Genomic DNA, 24810 nt, shown 5'->3' on the forward strand with positions numbered 1-24810 from the left:
GGGTGCGGATTTGTCGACTCTTAGTACAGCCAGGGCAGGGTGCGTTGATCGGGTTCGTCTGCGACATGATTTATTTAATCACCCCGTATCAGACAGTAATAAGCGTCATCTCTTCCGCTTCAAACGCCTCAAGCAGTTCTTTATCAAGCTTCTCTTCCACGACGAGCGTTGAGATTTCACGGCATTTCGCCACGCTGAATCGCGCTACGGCAGGGATTTTATCCGCTGTCAGCCCGACAATGACCTGATTGCTTTGCGCCATGGCAACTTTCTTGAATTCGCAATCCGCATAGTTAAAACCGGTCAGACCGGCCTCCGGACTCATGGCACAGCCGCCAATAAACGCCTGATCAAACAGAATCCCCTGGATCTGGTTGATCGCGGTTTGCCCGACCGCGCCGCCGGTGCTCTTCTGTATCTGCCCGCCCAGCATAATCACCTCCGCAGCAGGATGGTTGATCAGTAGCGCAGCAATATCGGGTGCATTGGTGACGACGGTGATATTCAAATCTGGTGATAGCGCCTGTGCCAGCGCCAGATTGGTTGTACCGGCATCAATAAAGATGCAGCTATTGGCTTTCACCAGGCTGGCACAGCGCTGCGCGATCAGGGCTTTTGCTGCGTGATCGTGAGCTTTCCGGCTGACAAAGCTGCCCGCCTCCTGAAGCTGTAACACCGCACCGCCATAGACCTTTTTTACATAAACCCTCTTTACTGAGTTCATGGAGATCGCGGCGGATAGTGTGCTCTGACACGGCCAATTGCCTTGCAAGGTCAGCGCAGACCACCCGTCCTTTGTCCTGCAATATCTCACGAATCAGCGCTTGTCGCTGCTGCGGGAAAGCTGCATAATCGAGCATCTAAACCTCAAAATATTCACAATCGAGCTATAGTGAGCATAATCGTTCACTGCCGGGCAGGGAGTCAATAGCGATCTCTCGGTCCTGTCAGCTCTCCCCGACATCCCTGAAAGGAATGCAATGGCTAATAACGTCTCTTCCACGCTGGCAACACGCACCATCTTTTTTATAGCCGGATTTATAACCGCGACCTGGGCGGTGATTGTGCCCTTCGCCCGCGGCAATACCGGCGTTAATGAGGCGCAACTCGGCACCTTGCTGCTTTGTCTTGGCGTCGGCGCGCTGATTGCGATGCCGGTGACGGGCTGGCTGACCAGCCGCTTTGGCTGCCGCCGGGTGATTCTGGTCGCTGTCGCGCTGGTCATCATCAGTACGCCATGGCTGTCGGTGCTCAGCGACCCGCTGTTGCTGGCGCTGGCGTTGCTGGTTTTTGGCGTCGGCATCGGAGTAACCGACTGCGCCATGAACATCCAGGCGATTCTGGTGGAGAAGCAGGCGGAAAAGCCAGTCATGTCAGGCTTTCACGGCATGTACAGCGTGGGCGGCATTGCCGGGGCGGGCTTTATGACGCTGCTACTGGCGATGGGTTTTAGCGTGCTGACCGGCTGTTTGCTGGCAGTTGTGGCGGTGATTATCATGACGCTGGTCAGCGCACCGGGCTTACTGACCTACGCGAACCCCGCTGAAGGCCCGGTATTTGCTGTTCCGCGCGGCAGCGTACTGATTATCGGCATCATCTGCTTTGCCGTCTTCCTGACCGAAGGCACCGTGCTGGACTGGAGTGCTGTCTATCTGACCGATGTCCGGGCCATTCCGGCGTCACTGGGCGGACTGGGCTATACCTGCTTTGCCATTGCGATGACCGTGGCGCGTCTGACCGGGGATCGGATTATCTCATCGCTGGGACGTTTACCGGTTGTGCTGGGCGGCGCACTGATTGCCGCCGCTGGCATGGCGATGGTGACCTTTATCGCCTCCTGGCCGATGGCGTTGCTGGGCTACACCCTGGTCGGCGCAGGCTGCGCCAATATCGTGCCGGTAATGTTCTCCGCCGCCGGACGTCAGACGGTGATGCCGCAGGCGGTCGCCGTGCCTGCCATTACTACTCTGGGCTATCTGGGGGGTCCTGAGCGGGCCAGCCGTGATTGGCTACGTGGCGCATTACACACATCTCGCTTTCTCGTTTTCACTGATTATGGCGCTGATGCTGGTTGTCGGTGCGGTCTCTCTGACCCTGGATCTGGGCCGTAGCCGCGCGGGGGAGAATGCATAAAATTACCCAATCCGCGCTCCTGACAGAATTTCATTGAACGGGGCGCGGAGTCATCTTCAGGAGGAACGGAAGCGGCGTGCCATTACTCTCCCAGCCTGACCCAGCGGCGGCCTGCCAGCACCGTCAGCGCCACGATGGTGATGCCCGCAGCCAGATGCATAGAAAAATCGATGGCGTGCAGATGGGTATCGTGGCACAACGACAGCAGCATCGATGAGGTAAACGCACTGCCGCAGCCGCTCAGCGCCAGACTGCGCGCCGGATAGAGGGATCGGGTGCGCTGCAGGGCGAACACGGACATCAGCATCATCGGGACACTGGCCGACAGCATAAACAGATAGCAGTGCATCCCTTCACCCAACCGGTTCGCGCCCGATGGCGGTGCTGAAGATGACATATTGATCAGATTCAGCACCAGCCACATCATCGCCATCAGCAGCGGCCAGCGCAGACTGATGGGTTTTCTGCCTGCAATACTCAGCGTAAAGGCTGCCGCCAGCGTGCTGCCCGCGATGATGAGTGACAGCAGCAGGGCAACAAGCGCAAAAAACGCGCCAGGCTGCGACCAGTCAGTGAAACGGCTGTGAAATGCCCAGCTGGTCAGCGCGCCACAGGGCAGGGCAAGCGCAATCCAGCCCGCGACGCGCCAGGCGGTGGGCCAGACGCGCTGCACCGGCTGGGCAGACGCGCTGAGCTGATTAATTAACTGGTCATGATTTCTCATGATGACCCCGTCCATATTTACGAAGGTTGACCATTGCGCGATGCAACAGAGATTTAACCGCAGAGAGCGACTGATTAGTTTCAGCTGCTGCCTGCGCCAGGCTCTGCTCACGCAGATGCACGGATTCGACGATCTCCCGCTGGCGCTGCGGAAGGTTATCCAGATAACCGGAGAGGATATCCGTATCGGCTGAGGACTCTGCACTTGCAGCGGGTTGTCGTTGCAGCTCTTCCTCATCCTGTACTTCCTGGCGACGGCCGCGATGGCGCAGCGCATCAATGGCGCGGGCAGAGGCGATGGCAGCAACCCAGGGGAGTATCGGACGCTGCGGATCGTAGGTATGCCGCACCCGATGGATCGCCAGCAATGTCTCCTGAATGACATCCTCAACCAGTCCCTCATCACGGATTTTTTTGCATACCAATGCCCGGATGGCCGGAACCATCGCTTTCAGTAACTGGTTATAGGCAGCTCTGTCACCCGCCTGCGCCCGGGCCATTAATGCTGGCCACTGCTGTGCGCGTTGATCAGTTTCTGGCATCGATCATCAGCAGTTCAGCACGCTGTCGCCGCGCCTTGGCCACGCGCCAGGCAATCGTTTCATCAGTAATCTCAGGATTTATTTCCTTTTTCTGTTGCCTGATTTAGCGCTGAAATCACAATGCCAGGCGTCAGCACCTGTGGCAGCACCTCAGGTTTACCGCCGTCAGCCGGATAAACCACGTAGAGCGGTAATCCACCGCGCCCGAAATCGCTCAGCGCCTGTTCAACATCGGGATTGTATTTGGTGGAATCCGCGACCATATAAATGGTGTTGGTTCGCGCCATCGCCGCTTTTACCGCCTGCGTTGAAAGTGAAGTACGATCGTTAACCTGGCAGGTAATACACCATGATGCGGTAAAGTTCACCAGTATTGGCTTGCCCTGACCTTTGATGGCATCAACGTTCTGAGGCGACCACGCCACAGCGGCGGCAGCCTGTGAGGCGGTTGCCGTTTCAGCCGGAGCTTCGGCAAACCTGTTCAGGTTCAGTAACGGCACCACGACCAGCGCCAGGAAGAATGCGGTCGCCACATGCAGCACCCAATGACGCTGTCCCATCATACGGCGTTTCTGCGCCATGCCATACAGCCAGGCGGCGAAACTAAACAGTAAACAGCAGGCCAGAATGGCAGCCAGCGCCGCCGATCCCGCCTGGCGTTCAAGTACCCAGATCAGCCAGCCCACCGCGCCCAGCATGGGAAACGCCAGCCCCTGCTTTAACGTAATCATCCAGGCACCCGGCTTTGGCAAAATCCGCGCCAGCACCGGGAAGAATGAGATGAGAGTGAAGGGCGCAGCAAAGCCCAGCGCCAGTGAAATAAAGATCACCAGACTGATTAGCGGAGGCTGGGTAAGCGCATAGCCTACCGCGCTGGCCATAAAGGGCGCGCTGCAGGGAGTCGCGACAATGATGGCCAGCGCACCAGTCAGAGCTGAACCGACTAAACCACCGCGATCGCCTCCCACTTCGCCAACCCGCTGTACCGATAATCCTACTTCAAACAGACCGAGCAGGTTCAGTGCCGACCCAAGCATCACCAGAATCAGCGCGGCGATGACCAGCGGCGATTGCAGCTGGAATCCCCAGCCCACCGATGCACCGCCCGCCCTGGCCAGCAACAGAACCGCGGTCAGAGCGACCATCGTCACGACTACGCCCAGCAGAAAGGCCAGCCCTTCGGCTCTGGCGTGGGAAGGTGATTCGTGATGGCGGATCAGGCTCAGTGCTTTCAGCGAGATCACCGGAAACACGCAGGGCATGAGGTTCAGAATAATGCCGCCCAGGAAGGCGGCTGCAATCGCAGTCAGCATGATGTACCTGCTCTGAAGATGAAGTTATGCCGGATTGGCCTGACGGTATTTTTTAACGGCATCCATCGCTTTCTGGATGTGCGTATCAGGATTTTTATCGGTGAAGCTCAGCAGGATTTTGCCATCGGGCGCAATCACGTATGAGGTACGGTCTGAAAGCTTCTGACCTTTCATCTCCATGGTGCTCTTATACTCTGCAGCCACTTTGGCACCGGGATCGGCTGCGACGGTGAATTTGTCACGGCATTCAAGCTGCGAGAATTTCGCAATCTGATCGGTATTGCCCGCCGTCACGCCAATGACTGTCGCACCCTGCTTTTTAAATTCATCGGTCGCTTCAGCAAAATCGTGTGCTTCCAGCGTACAGCCTGCACTGAAAGCAGCAGGGAAGAAGTAGAGGACAACCGGGCCTTTCTGCAGCGCCTGTTGCAATGAGAAGGTGGTCGATTTACCGGCCAGCGCGGCTTCCAGTTTAAAGTCCGGCGCTTTTTCACCGACCTGTAACGCTGCAAAAGCAGATGTTGCCGGAACGCTCAGTGCCAGCAGCGTAGCGACGGCCAGGGTTTTCAGGGTGTTTTTCATTGGCTTTACTCTCTCCATTGACGAACAGACGGAGTTGTCTGACGTCCCTGATAACAGGTTCGTTTAAAAATGGAAAAAGTTGCGCAGTTGAGGAATTTTTTTTATGTTTTTTTTTATGGTGCTTCACCAGCCATCCTTTATCAGATCCTTCATTTTGAGCTGAATCGTATAAAGCTAATGTCAGCAAATTTCACCCGATTCGATGTAGTTATTCCTCTCTGGCCGTAATCACTGTGATTTGGCCCACAATAATAGGTCTAACTCACTGCCTTTTCCCAACAGGTGAGCATCATCACGTTTATCTTCAGTCCCATTAAGTAAATTTCCCTTACGGAATGAAAAAACGATTCAGCCAATGGGATGACTTATGAAGATTAAACTGGCGTTAACGGTACTGGCAGTGCTGGTTTCAGGCTCTGCAGCGGCGAAAACCTGGGTGCTGACGAGTGCTGAACAGGGCACTGAGCAAGGAAACTGGAAGATTTCCAGCAGTGAGCTGAAGTTTCAGGGCAAACCGTTCAGCATCGAGCAGAAAGTCCTGCATGGCGGCAAGCAGGAAGGCAGTAAAATTCTGACGATCCGCAGTGAGGATGGCCTGACGATTACGCTAAGCCCGACACGTGGCATGAACTTACTGCGTGTTGAAGGCTTTGGCACCCGCATGGGCTGGGATTCACCAGTTAAAGAGGTCGTCAATCCTGCCTACATCAATCTTGAGAGCCGCAACGGTCTGGGCTGGCTGGATGGTTTCAACGAGATGATGGTGCGTTGCGGCTACGAATGGACCGGCCATCCGATCACCGATGAAGGCCGAATCTATACGCTGCACGGTAAAGCAGGGAATACGCCGGTTTCTCAGCTGGAAGTTGAAGTGGCTGATGCGGCACCACACGAAATTCGTATTCGCGGCCTGATTAAAGAGAGCACCTTTAAGAAAGCTGATTTGCAGACCATGACCGAGCTGCGTTACGTGCCAGGCAGCAACAGTTTCAGCCTGCATGATGTGTTAACCAACCATGCCGACTATCCGCACGATTACCAGATCATCTATCACAGCAACTTCGGCAAACCTATTCTGGAAGAGGGCGCACGCTTCCTGGCGCCGATGTCCGGCATCAGCCCGTTCAATGACTACGCGAAAGCCGGGTTAAAAGAGTGGCAGAACTATAAAGGTCCGACCAAAGACTTCGATGAGATGGTGTTCAACATCAAGCCGCTTTCAGACAGCAATCATCAGACCGTCGCTGCGGTGATAAATAAAGCGGGCAACAGCGGCGCATCCATTCAGTTCGATACGCGTCAACTCCCGATGCTGACCTTATGGAAAAATACCGACACCCTGAAACAGGGCTACGTGACCGGTATCGAACCTGGTACCAGTTACGCCTATCCGGTCACCATTGAACGTGAACAAAAACGCGTGAAGCAGCTGCAACCGGGTGCCAGTACGGCATTTGATCTGACTTACACCTTGCTGCACAGCAGCGAGCAGGTTAATGACGTTGAGAAACGCATTAAGGGCATTCAGGGTGAAACGAAGATTGATGTAAGCGAGACGCCAATAGCGAAAGAGTAACTGGAATGAATGAAATCCCGATGACGTGAAGTCGCGTGTCGGGATTTTTTTTAGATTTGAGAACGGATTTTATGACTTACAGGCTGCCGCGCCATGGATATTGCTGGTCGTGAGCGGCACCATAAAACTGAAGCAGACGGATAAATAATCACTGATTTTGCAAATTTGAAGACCTGGATCGTGTAAGAGGACGCATTCGTACGTTGTGGCAGATTACAAATATGTCTTCATTTATCACAGCAAGGCATCAATGATGTTCAGAACAGTGTTAATAGCAGCATCGGTATTACTTTACTGCTGGCAGGTCCAGGCATCCCCGGGTTTTCGCCAGATGACAGTGTCAGACACCAAGGGAGATCCTCTGAAAGTAGCGGTGTGGTACCCGGCGATTCAGAATGGAGTAAGTGAAACTGTTGGAGAAAATGTCGCTTTTGTCGGCGTTGAGATTATCCGTAACGCCACACCCGTTTCGGGAACGCATCCACTTGTAGTGATTTCACATGGATTTAATGGAAGCTGGAAAAATCTTTCCTGGCTTGCTGCAGCGTTGGCCGCTCAGGGATACATTGTGGCTGCGCCTGATCACCCCGGTACGACAATCTTTAATCAGAATCCTGAAGACGCCAGAAAACTATGGCGTCGTCCTGGTGAAATATCCCGGGTAATTGATTTCGTCGGTCGATCTTCTGACTTATCTGGCACAGTAGATGATAAGCGCATTGCGGCTATTGGGCATTCTCTTGGAGGCTGGACAGTCATGTCGCTGGCTGGAGCGCGTTTTGATCCTTCGTTGTTCCTGAATGACTGTCAGCAGCATGTCCTTCGCGGTGACTGTAAGCTGACGACCAAACTTGGAATAGATGACGTTACTGCGCATAAACTTTTGTCATCTGACAATCTTGATACAAGAATCAAAGCCGTCGTGTCACTTGATGCTGGATTAGCGCCAGGTTTTACCCCTGCTAGCCTGAGCAAAATTAACATACCCGTACTTATTCTCGCGGCCAGTAATGACAAGCTGGGTCAGTTGCCTGCTTCTGAGGAATCTGAGTATCTTGCTGATAAAATGCGCGGATCATTGCGACAATTCAGTATCATCAAGGGGGGCGACTCATTTCAGTTTTATGCAGTTATGTAAACCAGGTGCAGAGAAACTTATTGACGATGAAACGCCGGGCGATGGCATTGTTTGTCAGGACGACAAGGGTGCTAGCCGATCAGAACTACATCAACTGATAACGACTAAAATCACACTTTTTCTGGATTCTGCATTGAGTTATCACGCGCCTGCTGACGAAATAGACTAGGGGAGAGGCCTGAAAGGCGCTGGAATTCACGATTGAAATTAGACTTAGTCATGAATCCGCACTCCAGCATGATATGAGTAACGGGCAAAGAAGTGTTAAGCAGTAGCTCTTTTGCCCGTTCAACCCTGAAACCATTGATCCACTGCGATACATTACACTGTTTAACCGAGTTAACGGCTGCAGAGAAATTACGGGCGGGTATGCCGGTTTTCCTTGCCAGTAGAGCAAGCGTCAAATCGGGATTCAGGTAGAGCTCTGTTTCATGGACCTGTTTTTCGAGCATCATATATAACTCAGTCATATCTGCCGCTGGAGCTTGATCATCGATCTTGTCTGTTTTTTTGCCCGATAACAGGTTCAAAGCGCTGGGATGAGTTTAAAAAGCCGAAAATAATCGTGCCGACAATGGGCAAGAGCGCAAGTTGAGTGATGAGGATGATCGAAGTGGCATGTTTTCCACCGCTGATACCAAAGTCAGTTGCAATGAGAACGTCTGTCAGCGCGGAGAGACACAGAAAGCCGCCTGCGAAAAAAGTCAAAGTAGGATGCTGAGCTATTGCGCCCAGAGTATTGAGCCTTATAGGTTTTCCACTAATCACTGCTTTTCTTAGCAGGGCGAATCCATAGCTGAAATAAAGCATACTGAGGATGAAGTCAGTAGCAGGTGCCCATACCAGCCTGATCACTAGCGATACTATTGCGGGTACAAGCAAAATCAGTAAGTCATGTTTACGTCTTTCTTCACTTAGCGGGACGAAACTGTGCCATGCAATGGCAGGTAAAAGCATTGCCAACACACTCTGCACATTTCTCAAAATCTCAGAGTCATACTCCCAGCGGATCGTATTAATCGAAATAAGAACGATGCAGGCAGAAAGAAAACGCAGCGTGCCGTTGTTACGTTGTTTTCCGGAATAGATTGTTGCCATCAGCAACAGCAGAGAAAGAAGTGTAATGACAGGAAAAGGCACTGAGAGCATGGGTGCAGAACCAGAGCAGCAAATTTCCTGAATGATTACACAATTGCCTGCGGGTTGTCTTGTTTGACAGGGGGCGTCAAATGCGGAGCTGGTGCTTCCATAAAGCGAGATTTCGCCACTATTTCAGCACTATCAAACTGATTAGCAGCAGACAGGATAAGAGGGGATGACTTCGTCAGTGTTAATTTAACATAAGATAGATTATGCGCACTTAAGGTAAGGAGGTAACATAGAGGCTAAAGCTCTAATCTAACCTTATCCGGGCGCTTCAGACAACCTGCTGAAGCCCCTTGTATGAGTATGACGGCCTCTGGTGCGGAATTTTCACGATCAATAAAGCCGTCGCCTCACCACCACTGTAGCTCTCACGGCGATCGGTTCAGCATAGACAGCGGCGAGCATCGCTGGTTTAAGAAACGCGGTTCAGCCTGCACGCTGTTGCTCTCAACCCGTCGCGCCCTGACACACTGCGAATCGTCAGCCTCTATCACTGCGGCAATGAAGTCTCGTGCAGATGTCGCCACAAAACCTTGCCAGCATCATTTATCTCGAACACAACCGTAGAAAACCGCAGCGTGGCATCCTGGCCCGGAAGCTGCTGCAACTCCTTATATACCACAGTGGCGTTTCCTTCACTCTCAGCAACCATCTGCATGTCGCAGATATCAATCGCTAAACCCGGACGTGCACCGCGCTGAGTGCGGAAAAAACCATTTAGTGTCGTGAAATCCAGTAAGGCACCGCCCGGTGTCACCATAGAATATGCAGGACTAAAACGCGCTAAAAGTTCCTCACATACCTCATCATGTGCTTCTTTGTTACCCAGCCAGTTGCGAATCAATTCGTGGGCGTCCAGTACTTCCTTAAAATAACGGTTCATTTTTGGTCCCCTTTAAGCATAGAAATAACCTTCTGATTTGAAATGCGTAAACAGCACAGAAGCGGAATCACAGCGCTGAATGCCGCTATAACAAAACAGAGGTGATAAGCGTGTTCTTCAGGCATGCCGCTATTCGCAATCAGGTTGAACAGCAGGCTGACCAGCGTAACGCCGAGACAAAAACTGAGCTGGCGATTGATATTCCAGAGTCCGCTGGCATCAGCAAGTTCGCTGTCGGTGATGTGAATAAAAGCAGAACTCTGAGCCGTGCTGCTGCACAGGCTGCCGCCAAATCCCATCAAGGCGAAAGCAAGTACAAAGACTAAGGTGTCCGATGTCTGGCCAGTCAGCGCCAGCAGGCCAATACCCAGCGCCTGAAACAGACAGCCGGTGATAAATAGCGGGCGTGGTCCCCAGAGGTTGAACTTCTTACCTGTCAGACTAATTGCCGCAAAGGAAGCCAGAGACCATGGCAGCATGAGCGCACCGACAATGCTGGCATGCATACTTAATTGATATTGCAGGTATAGCATAGTGATCATACTGACGCCGGTGAACACGCCTGGTATAAACTGATAGATCAGCATTGCTGTTTGTAAGAGCGGATCCTTTATCAGATGCAGGTTAATGAGTGGATGGCTTTTTCGAAGTGCGTCCCACACATAGCCCGCCAGAGTAAGGATGCCAGCAAGCAGCATCATCGCCCCCCTGATAAAGCCTGTCAGCATCGCCCAGGTAAGTCAGCCCGAGAAGGATCAGCGTGAGCGCGGTACAACCACTGACTAAACCCACCAGGTCCAGCGGGTCAGATGAGTTCGCCGGTTTGTCTGCTTTGAGCCAGCATCCCGCCAGCAGCAATGCCGCAACCGCGAGCGGCAGGCTCACAAGAAAAACCCAGCGCCAGCTAAGGCTCTCAACCACTATTCCACCAATAGCTGGCGACAAGGCGGGTGCCAGCAATGCAATTAACATCACGACTGACGATAACTTCGCACGTTCACTGCTCCTGTATAACGCATAGGTCATCGTCTGACCGATGGGTATCAACAGTCCGCCGCCGATGCCCTGTATCCATCGGAAGGCGATGAGCTGAGAAACTGTCGCTGATGCCCCCACACCACAGGTGCCCGCAATGAAAATAAGCAGTGAGAGCATGAACAGACGTTTTGCGCCCATGCGCCGTACCAGCCAGCTACTGAGCGGTATGACCAACGTCAGGCCTAAGATGTAGCCATTACTGATCCATGCCAGCTGGCTAACGGGGGGCATCAAAATGTCTGCCAATCTCTGGATAAGCAACATTGGCGATAAACATGTTGACCAGATCAATAAAAAATCCCAGCAAATAGACACTGGCTACGCGCACACGATAGCTCATTTTTTTCCCAGACAGATCAACGTAAGGCGCGCAGTATAGGTGCTTAAATTATCGGGATAAATTCACTTTCTGTTGTTACACTGTCAAAGATATTTTGACAATGAGATGTCGTTAACGGAGTTCAGGATGATCAATATGCAACGGCTGGGGATCTTTGTCGCGGTAGTCGAGGCAGGCAGTTTCACAGGTGCAGCTCAGACACTCGGGTTAACTAAAGCCGTTGTGAGTTTCAATATTAAACATCTCGAAGAGGAGCTGGGTGTCTCGTTACTCATCAGGAGCACCAGACGCGTTTCAGCCACGGATACGGGTGAAAGATTTTATCATCGTTGCCTTCAGCTTCTACAGGATGCGGAAAGCGTATTAGAGGATGTGAGAAGTGATCACGCTGGATTAAGCGGGACACTCCGGATTACAACCACTCTGGAATATGGCGCTCGTGTTATCGTCCCTGCCCTTGCTGACTTTGCAGCCCAACACCCGCAGTTACGCATACATCACGTCTCTTCATCAAAAAATGACGACCTGATTGCCGGCCGCTTCGATGTGGCGATACGACTTGGGCATCTTGCCGATTCCAGTCATCACGCCCGCCTTATCGATCAGTTTGATATCCTGGCGGTCGCTGCACCTTGTTATCTCAACAGCCTGAATGAAGCGTCTATCCGGGATCTTTCACATCTCGCGTCAGCAAAATGGATTGCGCATAGCCGTTTATCGACGCCACTCAGCTGGCAGGTGACCACGCCCGAAGGTGAGTCTGTGCTGATGAGCGCATTTCAGCCTGCCATGATCACGGCTGACAGTGCCTCTTCTTTGCTCGCTTTTGCTTTAGCCGGTGCTGGCGTGGCGATTCTGCCCGCCTGGCTGGTACAGGATGAGATTGAAAAAGGTGGATTAGTACGGCTACTGCCCGATCATCAATTCCCCCGTCAGGGAATTTACGCGCTCTACCCTAATACTCGTCATGTGCCAGAAAAAGTACGCGCGTTTATAGATTTCCTGCATGAACGTTTGGCGCACTCCAGCAGAAAATAGGCGTATCCATCACATTATTCTGATGGGCTAAGCGTTAATTTATCTCAACTGATTTAAATCCCATAAACTTTATTTTATGCAGGGCGGGAAGGTAAATATTTACTGTCTGGCTAATGACAATTCAGTTTAACGCAGGCGCATTACTTAATTCCCTGTCATGATAAATCACTGCTGCGCGATAATCTAAAAACTGGCGCTGGGGCTTGTCTTGTTATCCCATCCCCAGCGCCTGCGGCTTCAGGCCCGGACCTGCGCCACACCCTGGTATGGCTCAGTCATTTGATGCACAGTATTAAGTAAAAATTAACGCCGTATAAATAATTCGCACAGTACCTTAATAACATAAGATTTTAATCTGGATGATTGCGGTTTATTCGCTGGCAGGAAAACAGGTCGCATGTTATTAAATTTGAATGTCGCGCTTAAATTCATTTGCATCCGGGAATTAAAACATGAAAAAGAGCTTATCCCTTGCATTACTGTTTTCGCTCACAACAGTTAGTCACGCGGCACTGGCGCAGCAGACCCTGCGCTTTGGCGTTGACCCTACGTTCCCGCCGTTTGAATTCAAGGCGGCTGATGGATCATTGCAGGGCTTTGATGTTGATCTGGGCAATGCCATCTGCGCTCAGGCAAAGGTGAAGTGCCAGTGGGTGCAAATGGGTTTTGATAGCAGCATCCCTGCCCTTCAGGCAAAGAAATTTGATGCCATCCTGTCAGCGATGTCGATGACCGATAAGCGTCGTCAGCAGGTGGCTTTCAGCGATATGTTGTACAACACGCCCAGTGCTTTACTGGCACCGGCTGCCAGCACGCTGACGACCGATGTTGCCTCATTGCGCGGTAAGACGATCGGTGTGGCACAGGGCACCATCCAGGAAACCTATGCCAAAACCAAATGGGAGCCGGAGGGCGTTAAAGTCATCTCCTATCCTAACCAGATGGAAGTTTATCCGGATCTGGTCGCCGGGCGTCTTGATGGCAGCCTGGCCAATGCGGTCTCTGCTGAACAGGGATTCCTGACCTCAGCCGAAGGCAAGCCGTACGCCATCAAAGGGACCCTGGTGGATAAAGTGATTTTTGGTGATGGCGTGGGTATCGCGCTACGCAAAGGAGATGAGGCAAACCTGAAGATGATTAATGCGGCACTGGCGGAGATGCATAAAAACGGGACTTATGACCAGCTCACCAAAAAATATTTTAAATTCAATGTTTATCCCTGATCCGCACAACGTGAAGAATCGCAGGAGTTTGAAGACTATGGCGTTGCCCGAATACCACGTTCAGCGCGCGCGGTTTATGGCAGCGGCGCAGAGCAAAGGTGCTGAAACGACCTCTTATCCGCATCCTCTGCCTGGTCCTCTGGGAGAAGCTCTGTATACAGACGTGGCACGGATAGGACCGGCCAGCGCATCACGTCTGATGCTGGTCGTTTCCGGCACTCACGGCGTTGAAGGCTATTATGGTTCCGATTGCCAGATAGCCTGGCTCGAGACCCTGGATGAAAAAGCGTTGCCCGCTGATACCGCGCTGTTGCTGATTCATCTGCTCAATCCATGGGGCGCGGCGCATTTACGGCGCGTGAACGAAGACAATATTGATCTGAACCGTAACTTTATCGATTTCAGTCAGCCACCTCCTGCTAACCCGGATTATGCACAGTGGCACGGTATTTATCATGGCGACCGTGCAAGCGCCGATCGGCAACTGGCCGACGCACTCGAGGGCGCAGGCTGGCAGGCGGTTAAACGTGTCACAGAAGCCGGACAGTATAGTTTTGCTGACGGCTTTTTTTTCGGCGGTAAGAAGCCCTGCTGGTCACACCTTACGATGGCGGCGATCGTTGACCAGCATCTCTCTGTGGCGAAAACCATCATCAGCTTTGACCTTCATACCGGGGCTGGCGCATGGGGGCATCCGATGCTGCTCTCTATTGCGGAGCAGCGTTATCCGGCGCATGACTGGGGCAAAGTCATTTACGGTGAGTGGCTGACCTTATTGTTTACTGGTGCCGGACGTGACAGTGTAACTGGAATCACAGCAACGGCAACCGGCTATCTGTCGCACTATCTGCTGACGTCACTGGCTGACACCCGGATTTTGCCTCTGGTGGTGGAATGCGGGACTTACGAGGGTCAGGATATGCATCAGCGGGTGCGTGAAGATCACTGGCTGCACCTCTATGGCGACCCTGCCAGTGCGGGCGGCCAGGTGATAAAGCAACAACTGGTCGAGGGGTTCTGGCCAGAAGATGCGGACTGGCGTGCATTGGTGGCTTTCCGCACGCAGCAAATCTTTCTGCGCGGCTGGCGTGCCCTTGCAGACACGCCATGATGTCATAGTCTGCCGTAAAAGGTCATACGCGCGGTTTCTGACAACGCAATATCCGGCTGCGTATTGTAAGCCAGCACGGCCAGCATCCGGGTGACCTCGCCTTCAGTTGGGGTCACACGGTGCAGGGAATTACGGCCACGAAAAAGTACCAGATCCCCGGCATCTATCTCCAGCGCGTCAACGGTCTGGCGTTCTTCCAGCACTGCGTCGACACCGGCAAAGTTCATCTCACCGGCATCGGCATCCCGCAGATCTTTCACATACTGAAACACGCCGCCCGCCAGCGGTTTCTGTACCAGTAAGGTGATGGCAAATGAGGAGTTGTCGAAGTGCCAGCCCAGCTCCTGGCCGTGTGATGCATAGTGCAGGTTGATCGAGGAAAGCGGGTCAGCATAGGGATAGAGCGCTTTTTCACCCAGTACATCGCACAGGAAATGTTTGAACAACTCATCATTATAAAGCTGACGCAGCGGCGAGTCGGCAGCGATAACATCATCAGTGATGCAGCCTTTGGTGCTGATCACATCTCTGTTACGCGGATGCTCAGCACTGAAAGCGTCATCAGGTTTCATCAGATAGACATTGTGCATACTGCGGGTGTGATAAGCCTGGTGACGTTGTGCATTGCCCTCTTCGATGATCGCCTCTAAAGCGTATGGTTTTAAAAACTGACGCAGTACCAGCGCGCCGGACTGGTTTAACTGCTCACGACAACGTTGACGCCAGCCATGATCGGCCAGTGGATGAAGATCGAGACGGACAAGGGAACCAGACATAGCAACAATTCTCATGATGAGCAGGTGTGATGTTACTCTACCGGTCGCCTGCAACGCTGCGTAACGATAAAAACTTAATGCCCTGATAAGGAAGTGTTAATGCCTGCCCAATTGCCAAGGTTGCCAAAGATCAGCGTCATACAGTCATTTAAAGTGGCTGCCGAACTGGGCAGCCTGGCAAAAGCGGCCGCTCAACTGGCCTTAACCCCGGCGGCAGTCAGTCAGCAGATTCGCCAGCTGGAGGAGCAACTCGGCAGTGCCCTGTTTTTACGTACGCAGAGCGGCGTGATGCTGACCGAAACCGGAAAAGAGTATCTGCGCTATGTCACCGAGGCCTTTGATATTCTGCATCTCGGTCAGCAAAACATCCGCCATGCGGCCAGCGCGCCAAAACTCACGGTTTACACATTGCCGGCGCTGGCGTCCAAATGGCTGTTGCCCCAGCTGGCGAGCTGGCGCGACCATTGCCCGAATATCGATCTCTCGTTACACGGTACGCATTCTCAGGTCGATTTCACCGCGATGCCCGCCGATTTTGTGATCTGCTTTGGTGAGGATCGTTACCCGCAGTCAGATAAGCTGAAGTTGTTTCATGATGACGTGCTGCCGGTGGCCAGTCCTGCTCTGTTACATCGCTTTACGCCGGAAACGATCTTAAGCCAGGCGCCGCTGATCCACCTCGACTGGGGTAATGAAGGCCGTTTTCTGCCGGACTGGCGAAGCTGGTTTCAGGCTAAAGGCATGGACGAACCTCTGCCGCAGCCCGCGTTCAGCTTTAATCTGACCTCGCTGGCGATTGATGCGGCTGTCGCGGGAGCTGGTGTGCTGCTGGGGCAGCGACGCCTTATCGCGGCGGAACTGGCACGGGGCGATCTGGTGGTAGTGGATGATCTTTGCCTGCCGCTGAGCAAACCCTATTACCTTGTCTGGCCGCAACGCACCCTGAGCCAGCCAGGCAGTGAGGCGATGATCAGCTGGTTAAGCCAACTGGGCGCGAGCTGCGAATAGCCCTTCGCCGTGATCGGACTCGCCTGCGTCCGCCAGTCTGGAACCATCAGCGGGCACAGGGTCAGATTATCACTGCGCCACCAGGCGATCAGGTGTCATCATCCCTCCGCATTATCCTCAACAATCACCGCCACGCGTTGCCCTGCACGTACAGCGCTGCCTGGCTGCACGCTGACCTGCTGAACAATGCCGTCGCACGGCGCCAGAAGCGGGATCTCCATCTTCATCGACTCCAGCACCACCAGTGTATCCCCTTCCTTCACCCGGCTGCCCGCCGTCGCCTGCACCTGCCATAAATTGCCGGAAACCGGGCTTTCAACCCCCTGATCGCCTGGCTGCAGCGGCGCGTCGCCGCCTTCATCGGCCACACTTTCCTGACTGTCAAAATGGGCCTGTCCGCTGGCGATCCAGCGGTCACGTTCCGCATGGAACGCGGCTTGCTGGTGATGGCGAAACAGACCGATGCTCTGCGCTTCACGGGCGAGGAAATCCTGATATTCCGCCAGCCGCAGCGTGCTGTGCTCAATGCGCAGCGGATAGCGACCGAGGGGAAAATCGCGGCGAATCTGCAACAGCTCACTGGCTGAAACCGGATAAAAACGGATCTGATCGAAAAAGCGCAGCAGCCAGGGTTTACCGCCAAAATCAGCGACTTCATGATACCGGTTCCACATCTGCAGCGTGCGGCCGACAAACTGATAGCCGCCTGGCCCCTCCATGCCATACACACACAGATAGGCACCGCCGATGCCAACCGAGTTTTCCGCCGTCCAGGTGCGGGCCGGATTATATTTTGTCGTCACCAGCCGATGACGGGGATCCAGCGGCGTGGCGACCGGCGCGCCGAGGTAGACATCGCCCAGCCCCATCACCAGATAGCTGGCTTCAAAGACCGTGTTCCAGACAGCCTGCTCATCCGGCAGATCGTTTATACGGCGGATAAATTCAAGATTACTCGGGCACCACGGCGCATCCTGCCGCACGGTGGTCATATATTTTTCGATGGCCTTCTGACAGGCCGGATCGTCCCAGGAGAGCGGCAGATGCACCACGCGTGTGGGAACCTGAAGGTCATCACTCATGCAGACCCTCTCCCACTCAACGCGCACCCACATCAGCAGCACGTCGGGCGTCAGCGTCTCCGGCTGAAAGTGGATTTGCAGCGAGCGGATCCCCGGCGTGATATCAATAATGCCGTTGCGGGATTGCGCTTCCAGCGCCTGCATCAACGCATGAATGCGAAAACGTAACACCAGATCCAGTTCCGGCTCGCCAGCCTCCAGCAGCAGATGCGTATCACCAGAGAGGCGCGCCACCAGGCGTTTATCCGCTGCGCCGCAGATCATCACGATGGGCGAAATCAGCGGCGCAGGCTGCCAGTCTGTTTCCTGTGGCTGGAGCGTGGTCAGCTCGGTGCGTCGGCCCTCTGCCAGTCGGCGGGCGGTAGGAATATCCACCGCGACAAACTGCACTTTGTCACCGGCTTTGAGCTGTCCCAGTTGCCAGAGGTCCGCCTCGATTACCGTCACCGGGCAGACGAACCCGCCAAGGCTCGGGCCATCCGGCCCCAGAATCACCGGCATATCACCGGTAAAATCGACCGCGCCGATCGCGTACGGGTTGTCATGGATGTTTGAGGGGTGCAGCCCTGCTTCACCGCCGCTGTCGCGGGTCCAGATTGGCTTTGGCCCGATCAGGCGAACGCCGGTGCGGCTGGAGTTAAAATGCACTTCCCATTCTGTGGCAAAAAACGTCTCGATATACTCCGGCGCAAAAAACTCAGGCGCACCGTGCGGACCATAAATGACGCGCAGCGTGCGCACCGTGGCAAGCTCTGTGTGCAGTCCGACGGGCAGTTCCGATCCGGTTGCGCTCGCAGAACGCGGAGCGAGATGCAGCACATCACCGCTACGCAGTGCCCGTCCGGCATGTCCGCCAAACTGACCAAGGGTGAAGGTGCTTTTGCTGCCTAAATAGTCCGGCACCTGAATACCGCCGCTCAGACAGAGATAACTTCTGACGCCCGCGCCACTTATCGCGCCCAGCTTCAGCGTTGCCCCGGCCGGAATGGTAAAAACAGAATTCATTGACTGCCCGACGCCATCCAGTGTGACAGTGAGCGGCGCGCCAGAGATCACCGCCTGAATCTCAGTGTTAAATTTCAGGGTGGGTCCATTCAGGGTGATTTCCAGCGCGGCGTCACCCTCCTCATTGCCCAGCAGACGGTTGCCCAGACGCAGTGCGCGATCATCCATCGGCCCCGACGGCGGCACGCCCACCGCCCAGTATCCCAGACGTCCGGGATAATCCTGAACGCTGGTCTGGGTTCCGGCACTCACCACTTCAACCGTTGCCGCCTGATAGGCGAGCTGCTCCAGGCAGCGGGTCCAGGGTTCGCCAGCCGTGAAGGGCGAGAAGGCCAGAATCTGCAACAGATAGAGGCGATTGGTTTCTACGCCATAGAAACGTGTCTCCGCCAGCGCCTGTGCCAGGGTGGCGATGGCTTCCTCGCGAGTGGGGCGCCAGGTGATAACTTTTGCCAGCATCGGGTCGAAGAATGGCGGGACTTCGCACCCCGCTTCCACCCAGCGGTCAATACGCAGGGTTTTACCGTCGGCTGCCGGAAAGAGGACCTGGGTTAACAGCCCTGGCGAAGGCTGGAACTGACGCCCCGGATCTTCCGCATAAATTCGCGCCTGCACGGCATGGCCCTGAGGATTCAGCGCGGCGGCTAACGCATGAAGCGGAGGAAGATCGCCTGCTGCCAGCTCAATCATCCACTGCACCAGGTCAACGCCCCACACCTGCTCCGTGACGCCATGTTCAACCTGCAGCCGGGTATTCACTTCAAGAAAATAGAACTGCTGCGCCCCGCTGTCATAGACAAACTCAACCGTTCCGGCGCTGCGATAGTTCACCGCTTTTCCCAGCGCGATAGCCGCCGCGCATAAAGCCTCCGCCATACCTGCTGGCAGATTCGGCGCTGGCGTCTCTTCGATCACTTTCTGGTTACGCCGCTGTACCGAGCAGTCGCGTACGCCCAGCGCGATTACCTCGCCCTTGCCGTCACCGAAAATCTGCACTTCAAGATGACGGGCGCGTTCGATATATTTTTCGAGAAATACCCCGGCATCGCTGAAGTTGTTCTGGCCGAGGCGCTGGACCGTTTCAAACGCCTCTGACAGCGCATTCGCATCACGACAGACGCGCATACCGATGCCACCACCGCCCGCGGTGCTTTTGAGCATTACCGGATAGCCGACCCTCTCTGCGGCGCGGCGGGCTTCACTGATATCTGCCAGCAGTTCACTGCCTTCCAGCAACGGCACCCCTTCGGCTTCCGCCAGCGCGCGGGCCGTGTGTTTCAGGCCAAAAGTCCGCAACTGCTGCGGTGTGGGGCCGACAAAAATCAGACCGGCAGCCTCGCACGCCTCAGCAAAGGCGGCGTTTTCCGAAAGGAAACCGTAGCCAGGATGAATCGCTTTCGCCCCGCTCTGCTGCGCGGCGGCGATGATCTTTTCCGTCACCAGATAGGTTTGTGCAGCCGGGCCTTCGCCAAGGCTTAGCGCCACATCCGCCTCGCGGATATGTAAACTGCTCAGATCGGCTTCGGAGTAAACGGCGACCCCTTTCACCTGCATGGCACGCAGCGTGCGCAGGATGCGACAGGCGATAGCACCGCGATTAGCAATCAGTAAGGTATCAAACATAAGCGAACTCTCAGGGATGCGGGTCGTCCCGCAAAATTCGATATTCCCTGGGGCCGTCCCCGGGGCTGACCGGCACGTAACAGGCGTACACCGGTGGTGTGTTGAGAGGTCTGACGCAAAAGGCTGAGAAACTCAGTCCCGCTTGTCGCCATGGCAACGCTGACTCAGTTCCACACCAGCACTTCGGCGGGCGTCGGGTTCCAGCCGTTACAGGGGTTATTCAGCTGCGGGCAGTTGGAGATCAGCACCATCACATTGCATTCGGCTACCAGCTCAACGTATTTGCCGGGTGCCGATAGCCCATCTTCAAAGGTCAGACCGCCTTCTGGCGTGACCGGAACGTTCATGAAAAAATTGATGTTGGCACCGATATCACGTTTGTGAAGGCGGCCATCGTGCAGGCAGGCGCAGAGAAAGTTATCCCGACAGCTGTGCATGTAGCGCTTATCCTGGGCATAGCGCACGGTGTTGCTCTCCTGCGAGCAGGCTCCGCCCAGGGTATCGTGACGGCCGCAGGTGTCGGCAACGATAGTCAGCAGCGGATTGCCGAGATTCGAATAGAGCACGCTGCCGGTGGTCAGATAGACGTTTCCCTGACGACGCAGCGTGCGCTGAGGATCGTAGCGTTCCCGCGGGTTATCGCTGTTATAGAACAGGGTATCAATTGCCTGATTCCCTTCGAGGTCGAGCAGGCGCAGCGTCTGCCCTTTTTTCACTTCGAACAGCCACGGCTCGCCTGCCGGTATCACGTGGCGATAGACGGCATCTTCAGGACGACGATCAGAGTTAATAAGGGTCATCGCAGCCTCCTTACAGGGCAAAAAGTTGGGTGTTATGAAGCGCGCGCTGGTTTTCACCACGCGTGACCATCGCTTCGCTGACGGCCTGCATATCGTCGGCCTGATACCAGCTCAGCTGAACCGGTCGCGGGAGATAGTCAGCGGCGGGATCCTGCGGATGTGGCAGCGCGGTCAGCACCATCAGCACGTCCATGGGTGCGTACAGTTCAGTGAAATCGCCGGCGCGGCTGTTGCCCGCGCTAAACCGGAAGCGGCCCTTCTCATCAACCGTGACCTTGCTGAAAAAGTTGACGACCATCAGCAGATCTTCCAGACCCAGATCCCATTTGCCCATCTCAACCAGCAGATTATCTGTGCCGTTGCGGTAGAAGCCGTTGCGCAGCTCCTGATAGCGTCCGGCTCCATACTTATCGTGCGTTTCCGCCGCGTTGAGTACGCCGCCAAACGGGTCGTGCCAGCCGCAGCTATCCGCCACAATCGCGGCCAGTACGCGTCCCATGTCGGAGTAGAAACAGTGCCCGGTAGTCAGGTGAGCCGTATGCTGGCCTTTCAGGGTATCCGGAAGATTCAGGCGTTCACTTTTCTCGTGGGGATTGAGCATCATCATGCTGACGTTAGCGCCACCCTCGATGTCGGTCAGGCGCAGGATTTGCCCTTTGCGCAAAATCAGCGAGGTGTGCCCTCCGCCAGGCAGCTGCTCTTCGCGCAGGCTCGGAGCTGAATGAAAAAGAGCGGTCATTGAGCGGTCTCCTTGAGGGGATAAATGTTGTTTTTGTTGCGGGTTGCCAGCTGCGACAGCCGCGTTTCATTAAGCGGGATGTCGTAAGTGATACGCGCGCCCCAGGCATTGGGGGCCTGAGGATCGATGCGCACTTTGTCGAAAACCAGCAGCCGGGTGCCAAGATTGAAGCCTTCGGCAAGGTCGTGAGTGACCATAAACACCGTCATGCGGGTTTCGCTCCAGAGCTGGAGCAGCAGCGCATGCATATCTTTGCGGATGCCGGGGTCCAGCGCGCCGAAGGGCTCATCCAGCAGCAGTACGCGCGGCTGCATCACAAAAGCCTGCGCAATGGCCAGCCGCTGCTGCATCCCGCCCGAAAGCTGCGCCGGATATTTATCGAGCGAATGGCCCAGCCCGACTTTCTCCAGCATCTGTTTTGCCTGCTCACGGGCATGGCGTTTTCGGGTGCCAAACAGCCGGCCAGTAAACGGTGAAGCCGGAAGTTCGAGGCCAATGGCGACGTTATCCAGCACGTTGAGATGAGGAAAAACCGAATAACGCTGAAACACCACGCCACGGCTGCGATCGGGTTCCGCGCGCAGCTGTTCGCCATCCAGCGTGATCGATCCCCGTGTCGGCTTTTCCTGACCCAGCAGCAGGCGTAAAAACGTCGACTTACCACAGCCGGACGCCCCCACCAGCGAGCAGAATTCACCTTCTTTGACCTGCAGATTGATGCGTTCCAGCACCACGTGGTCGCCATACTCCTGCCAGATATTTTTGATATCGATAAAACTCATTCCCGGCCTCCTTCCGCCCAGGGGAAAAAGGCTTTGTGCAATTGACGCAGCGCGAGATCCATCAGCCACGCCAGCAGCGTTATCCAGATGACATAGGGAATGATCACATCCATCGCCATATAGCGACGAACCAGGAAAATGCGATAGCCCAGTCCGGCGGTTGCGGAAATGGCTTCGGCGGAGATCAGAAAGAGCCATGCGGATCCCAGCAACAGGCGCAGCGAGGTGATCAGCCGCGACAAGAGCTGCGGCAGCACAACCCGCAGCACCACCGTCCAGCTGTTCGCCCCCAGAGTTTGTGCTTTGATAAACAGCTCTGCGGGGATTTCCCGCGCCCGATGTTCAAGGTCGCGCGCCAGCATCGGCGTAATCCCGATAACAATCAGCATCACTTTTGACAGCTCATCCAGCCCGAAGACGATAAACAGCATCGGCAGGAGCGCCAGCGGTGGGATCATCGACACCACGGTCATAAAGGGTGACAGCGCCGCGCGACTCATCGGGAAGACGCCCGCAGCAACACCGATGCAGAGACCAATCAGTGAAGAGATCGCCAGGCCAGTCAGCAGACGGCTTAAGCTAATCCACGTATCCGCCCACAGCAGATATTCGCCGCTGCGCTTGTCCGGCGTGAAGGCCATCCGATCAATGGCGGCGATCATCTGTGACAGGCCGGGCAGCAGTTTGTCGTGTGGGTTGGCTTCAAGACGCACCGCCGAACTGATAAACCAGACGGCGATCAGCAGCACAAAAGGTAATAGCATCAGCGTCAGGCGCATTCCCTGCCGGGGATAGCGGTTGATGTGGCGCATGGCAAATACTCCTGAGATCGGTGATTACAGCTTGCCCGCAGCGGCCATCTTCAGATAGCTGTCGTCAAAGCGCAGTTTGATGTTCGCTGTATCACCGACGGTGATGTTGCCAGGGAAGCTCATACCGATGAAGTCAGCGCTTTGTGCACCCTCGCCCAGTAATCCCTTATCAAAGGAGAACGCGGCGACGCGCTGCATGGTTTTCGCCAGATCGGGGGGAAGAAACAAATGTCTGGGTTTCGGCTGGGGTCCAGAACAGGTGGGTGGTTTTCAGCTGCGCCTTGTATCCGGCGAGGTCAGCACCGGAATCGGCAGCCATCGCGCTCAGCGCCTGCGCATCTCCGGCCTGCATTTTCGCCATCATCTCAAACCAGGCCCCGGTCAGTGCCTTACCCAGCGCGGGGTTATCTTTCAGGGTCTCGGTGTTCACCACCATCATGTCAATCAGTTCGCCCGGCACGGCCGAAGAGCTGAACACCTCTGTGGTTTGCGGGGTTTTCTTGATCACTGAAAGCTGTGGATTCCAGGCAACCGCCGCCTGCACGCCGCTGGTACCAAAGGCGGAGACGATATCGGCATCGGAGGTGTTCACGACCTTAACGTCTTTTTCATGTAAACCGGCCTTCTCCAGACCGCGAACCAGCAGGTAGTGCGAAACCGACAGCGCAGGAAGATAGACAGACATCCCTTTCAGGTCGCTGAGTTTTTTATTTGCGCCTTTCAGCACCACTCCGTCATTGCCGTCGGAGAAGCTGCCGGTGATCAGCGCTGTGGAATCAATGCCGCCCGCCGCAGGTATGGTCAGCGCATCCATGTTGGTCATGGTGCAGCCGTCGAACTGACCCGCGGTGTACTGGTTGATCGACTCGATATAGTCATTGAGCTGGGTGATATGAATTTTGATGCCGTATTTGCTGGCCCATTTATCGATGATTTTCTCGTTGCTGATGGTGCCCCATGGCATCCAGCCCGCATAGATGGTCCAGCAGATATTGAACTCTTTTTTGACCGCGGCGAAAGATGGCGCGCTGACCAGCAGCGTCAGCGACAGAATAAGCGTCAGGAGGGGTGATTTTTTCATGGTTGACCTCTGGTTGGCACAAAAAAACGGGAGCAGCGCAAGACACCATTTGGTGCCGCTGTCTCCCGGGCTTTTGTCCCGCCGTGTAACCTCGCAGAGGTCGCCAGCTCTCGGACCAGACATTCACCTGCGTGAACCGGAACCCTAGCCAGCTATTTGCTATCAATTGTGTCGAACGCTGCTTACTGTTCAGACTTCAGCAAATGGCGTGCCAGAAATTAACTTACGTAAAATCAGAGAAATAGAGAGAGCATAATCCAGAAGGCACCGGGATGGTGAGTCAGTAACGGGCGTTGCACATTATCAGTGCCGGACA

At 54.8% G+C, this 24810-nt stretch carries 19 protein-coding genes, 4 pseudogenes and 1 riboswitch; of the genes and pseudogenes, 7 read left to right on the plus strand and 16 right to left on the minus strand.

What is annotated here, in order from left to right:
* Positions 1 to 88: 88 nt before the first annotated feature.
* Positions 89 to 860: pseudogene (locus tag JNO11_RS23780) on the minus strand (DeoR/GlpR family DNA-binding transcription regulator).
* 120 nt (positions 861 to 980) lie between these two features.
* Here JNO11_RS23780 and JNO11_RS23785 point away from each other — a divergent pair.
* Positions 981 to 2133 (plus strand): annotated as a pseudogene (locus tag JNO11_RS23785) (MFS transporter).
* An 82-nt stretch (positions 2134 to 2215) separates the two neighbouring features.
* Here the strand turns inward: JNO11_RS23785 and JNO11_RS23790 are convergent.
* The 4 genes from JNO11_RS23790 to JNO11_RS23805 form a co-directional block, all read right to left on the minus strand.
* Positions 2216 to 2857 (minus strand): NrsF family protein, encoded by a 642-nt coding sequence (locus JNO11_RS23790; RefSeq protein WP_010247152.1) that lies wholly within the window; start codon positions 2855 to 2857, stop codon positions 2216 to 2218.
* Positions 2844 to 3398 (minus strand): sigma-70 family RNA polymerase sigma factor, encoded by a 555-nt coding sequence (locus JNO11_RS23795; protein WP_022624309.1) that lies wholly within the window; start codon positions 3396 to 3398, stop codon positions 2844 to 2846. Before JNO11_RS23795 ends, JNO11_RS23790 begins: the two co-directional genes overlap by 14 nt.
* A gap of 71 nt (positions 3399 to 3469) precedes the next feature.
* A complete protein-coding gene (locus JNO11_RS23800) occupies positions 3470 to 4711 on the minus strand; it encodes a thioredoxin family protein (RefSeq protein WP_010247150.1) in 1242 nt (413 codons plus the stop codon).
* Positions 4712 to 4735: 24 nt separating this feature from the next.
* Positions 4736 to 5293, minus strand: a complete 558-nt coding sequence (locus JNO11_RS23805) for a peroxiredoxin (RefSeq protein ID WP_010670341.1) — start codon at positions 5291 to 5293, stop codon at positions 4736 to 4738.
* A 367-nt stretch (positions 5294 to 5660) separates the two neighbouring features.
* On the opposite strand from JNO11_RS23805, the gene JNO11_RS23810 reads away from it, so the two are divergent.
* Both JNO11_RS23810 and JNO11_RS23815 read left to right on the plus strand, forming a co-directional pair.
* Positions 5661 to 6869, plus strand: coding sequence for an aldose 1-epimerase family protein (locus JNO11_RS23810; protein ID WP_325178036.1), 1209 nt, complete (start codon positions 5661 to 5663; stop codon positions 6867 to 6869).
* Between the two features lie 205 nt (positions 6870 to 7074).
* Entirely contained in the window at positions 7075 to 8007 is a 933-nt protein-coding gene (locus JNO11_RS23815) for an alpha/beta fold hydrolase (RefSeq protein WP_325178037.1), read from the plus strand.
* A 110-nt stretch (positions 8008 to 8117) separates the two neighbouring features.
* Here JNO11_RS23815 and JNO11_RS23820 read toward each other — a convergent pair whose 3' ends face one another.
* The 4 genes and pseudogenes from JNO11_RS23820 to JNO11_RS23835 form a co-directional block, all read right to left on the minus strand.
* Positions 8118 to 8462: an AraC family transcriptional regulator gene (locus JNO11_RS23820; RefSeq protein ID WP_325178038.1), complete on the minus strand. Its 345-nt coding sequence runs from the start codon at positions 8460 to 8462 to the stop codon at positions 8118 to 8120.
* Between the two features lie 34 nt (positions 8463 to 8496).
* On the minus strand, positions 8497 to 9105 hold the full coding sequence (locus JNO11_RS23825) for a hypothetical protein (protein ID WP_325178039.1): 609 nt from the start codon (positions 9103 to 9105) through the stop codon (positions 8497 to 8499).
* Between the two features lie 538 nt (positions 9106 to 9643).
* Positions 9644 to 10036, minus strand: coding sequence for a cytoplasmic protein (locus tag JNO11_RS23830; protein ID WP_052271565.1), 393 nt, complete (start codon positions 10034 to 10036; stop codon positions 9644 to 9646).
* A pseudogene (locus JNO11_RS23835) lies at positions 10033 to 11414 on the minus strand (MFS transporter). The gene JNO11_RS23830 and the pseudogene JNO11_RS23835 overlap by 4 nt, the downstream one beginning before the upstream one ends.
* 126 nt (positions 11415 to 11540) lie before the next feature.
* Here JNO11_RS23835 and JNO11_RS23840 point away from each other — a divergent pair.
* The 3 genes from JNO11_RS23840 (at position 11541) to JNO11_RS23850 (ending at position 14786) form a co-directional block, all read left to right on the plus strand.
* Positions 11541 to 12452: a LysR family transcriptional regulator gene (locus tag JNO11_RS23840; protein WP_311975264.1), complete on the plus strand. Its 912-nt coding sequence runs from the start codon at positions 11541 to 11543 to the stop codon at positions 12450 to 12452.
* Positions 12453 to 12904: 452 nt separating this feature from the next.
* Positions 12905 to 13675 carry an ABC transporter substrate-binding protein gene (locus JNO11_RS23845; protein WP_129063363.1) on the plus strand — a complete coding sequence of 257 codons (771 nt, stop codon included), beginning with the start codon at positions 12905 to 12907 and terminating at the stop codon, positions 13673 to 13675.
* 37 nt (positions 13676 to 13712) lie between these two features.
* Positions 13713 to 14786 carry a DUF2817 domain-containing protein gene (locus JNO11_RS23850; protein WP_325178040.1) on the plus strand — a complete coding sequence of 358 codons (1074 nt, stop codon included), beginning with the start codon at positions 13713 to 13715 and terminating at the stop codon, positions 14784 to 14786.
* 2 nt (positions 14787 to 14788) lie between these two features.
* On the opposite strand, the gene JNO11_RS23855 is transcribed toward JNO11_RS23850, so the two are convergent.
* Entirely contained in the window at positions 14789 to 15562 is a 774-nt protein-coding gene (locus tag JNO11_RS23855; RefSeq protein ID WP_154210098.1) for a 2OG-Fe(II) oxygenase family protein, read from the minus strand.
* Positions 15563 to 15661: 99 nt separating this feature from the next.
* Between JNO11_RS23855 and JNO11_RS23860 the strand changes: the two genes are divergently transcribed.
* Positions 15662 to 16570, plus strand: a complete 909-nt coding sequence (locus JNO11_RS23860) for a LysR substrate-binding domain-containing protein (RefSeq protein WP_010670351.1) — start codon at positions 15662 to 15664, stop codon at positions 16568 to 16570.
* Between the two features lie 98 nt (positions 16571 to 16668).
* On the opposite strand, the gene uca is transcribed toward JNO11_RS23860, so the two are convergent.
* The 6 genes and pseudogenes from uca to JNO11_RS23890 all read right to left on the minus strand — a co-directional run bounded on the left by uca (position 16669) and on the right by JNO11_RS23890 (position 24494).
* Positions 16669 to 20280 carry an urea carboxylase gene (gene uca / locus JNO11_RS23865; protein WP_325178041.1) on the minus strand — a complete coding sequence of 1204 codons (3612 nt, stop codon included), beginning with the start codon at positions 20278 to 20280 and terminating at the stop codon, positions 16669 to 16671.
* A gap of 164 nt (positions 20281 to 20444) precedes the next feature.
* Complete coding sequence (locus JNO11_RS23870) at positions 20445 to 21080, minus strand: urea amidolyase associated protein UAAP2 (RefSeq protein ID WP_010670353.1); 636 nt, start codon at positions 21078 to 21080, stop codon at positions 20445 to 20447.
* Positions 21081 to 21090: 10 nt separating this feature from the next.
* Positions 21091 to 21819 (minus strand): urea amidolyase associated protein UAAP1, encoded by a 729-nt coding sequence (locus tag JNO11_RS23875; protein WP_010670354.1) that lies wholly within the window; start codon positions 21817 to 21819, stop codon positions 21091 to 21093.
* Positions 21816 to 22601, minus strand: a complete 786-nt coding sequence (locus JNO11_RS23880; RefSeq protein ID WP_129063356.1) for an ABC transporter ATP-binding protein — start codon at positions 22599 to 22601, stop codon at positions 21816 to 21818. Before JNO11_RS23880 ends, JNO11_RS23875 begins: the two co-directional genes overlap by 4 nt.
* Complete coding sequence (locus JNO11_RS23885) at positions 22598 to 23413, minus strand: ABC transporter permease (protein ID WP_223564399.1); 816 nt, start codon at positions 23411 to 23413, stop codon at positions 22598 to 22600. Before JNO11_RS23885 ends, JNO11_RS23880 begins: the two co-directional genes overlap by 4 nt.
* Before the next feature lie 24 nt (positions 23414 to 23437).
* Positions 23438 to 24494: pseudogene (locus JNO11_RS23890) on the minus strand (putative urea ABC transporter substrate-binding protein).
* 60 nt (positions 24495 to 24554) lie between these two features.
* Positions 24555 to 24653, minus strand: a riboswitch (guanidine-I (ykkC/yxkD leader).
* Between the last annotated feature and the right edge of the window lie 157 nt (positions 24654 to 24810).

The organism is Pantoea sp. 1B4 (assembly GCF_016925765.1).
GTDB classification, from domain to species: Bacteria; Pseudomonadota; Gammaproteobacteria; order Enterobacterales; family Enterobacteriaceae; genus Pantoea; species Pantoea agglomerans.

Coding starts and splice junctions, on each gene's coding strand:
- JNO11_RS23790 (WP_010247152.1), bottom strand. CDS start 2,857: ATGAGAAATCATGACCAGTTAATTAATCAGCTCAGCGCGTCTGCCCAG.
- JNO11_RS23795 (WP_022624309.1), bottom strand. CDS start 3,398: ATGCCAGAAACTGATCAACGCGCACAGCAGTGGCCAGCATTAATGGCC.
- JNO11_RS23800 (WP_010247150.1), bottom strand. CDS start 4,711: ATGCTGACTGCGATTGCAGCCGCCTTCCTGGGCGGCATTATTCTGAAC.
- JNO11_RS23805 (WP_010670341.1), bottom strand. CDS start 5,293: ATGAAAAACACCCTGAAAACCCTGGCCGTCGCTACGCTGCTGGCACTG.
- JNO11_RS23810 (WP_325178036.1), top strand. CDS start 5,661: ATGAAGATTAAACTGGCGTTAACGGTACTGGCAGTGCTGGTTTCAGGC.
- JNO11_RS23820 (WP_325178038.1), bottom strand. CDS start 8,462: ATGATGCTCGAAAAACAGGTCCATGAAACAGAGCTCTACCTGAATCCC.
- JNO11_RS23825 (WP_325178039.1), bottom strand. CDS start 9,105: ATGGCAACAATCTATTCCGGAAAACAACGTAACAACGGCACGCTGCGT.
- JNO11_RS23830 (WP_052271565.1), bottom strand. CDS start 10,036: ATGAACCGTTATTTTAAGGAAGTACTGGACGCCCACGAATTGATTCGC.
- JNO11_RS23840 (WP_311975264.1), top strand. CDS start 11,541: ATGATCAATATGCAACGGCTGGGGATCTTTGTCGCGGTAGTCGAGGCA.
- JNO11_RS23845 (WP_129063363.1), top strand. CDS start 12,905: ATGAAAAAGAGCTTATCCCTTGCATTACTGTTTTCGCTCACAACAGTT.
- JNO11_RS23850 (WP_325178040.1), top strand. CDS start 13,713: ATGGCGTTGCCCGAATACCACGTTCAGCGCGCGCGGTTTATGGCAGCG.
- JNO11_RS23855 (WP_154210098.1), bottom strand. CDS start 15,562: ATGTCTGGTTCCCTTGTCCGTCTCGATCTTCATCCACTGGCCGATCAT.
- JNO11_RS23860 (WP_010670351.1), top strand. CDS start 15,662: ATGCCTGCCCAATTGCCAAGGTTGCCAAAGATCAGCGTCATACAGTCA.
- uca (WP_325178041.1), bottom strand. CDS start 20,280: ATGTTTGATACCTTACTGATTGCTAATCGCGGTGCTATCGCCTGTCGC.
- JNO11_RS23870 (WP_010670353.1), bottom strand. CDS start 21,080: ATGACCCTTATTAACTCTGATCGTCGTCCTGAAGATGCCGTCTATCGC.
- JNO11_RS23875 (WP_010670354.1), bottom strand. CDS start 21,819: ATGACCGCTCTTTTTCATTCAGCTCCGAGCCTGCGCGAAGAGCAGCTG.
- JNO11_RS23880 (WP_129063356.1), bottom strand. CDS start 22,601: ATGAGTTTTATCGATATCAAAAATATCTGGCAGGAGTATGGCGACCAC.
- JNO11_RS23885 (WP_223564399.1), bottom strand. CDS start 23,413: ATGCGCCACATCAACCGCTATCCCCGGCAGGGAATGCGCCTGACGCTG.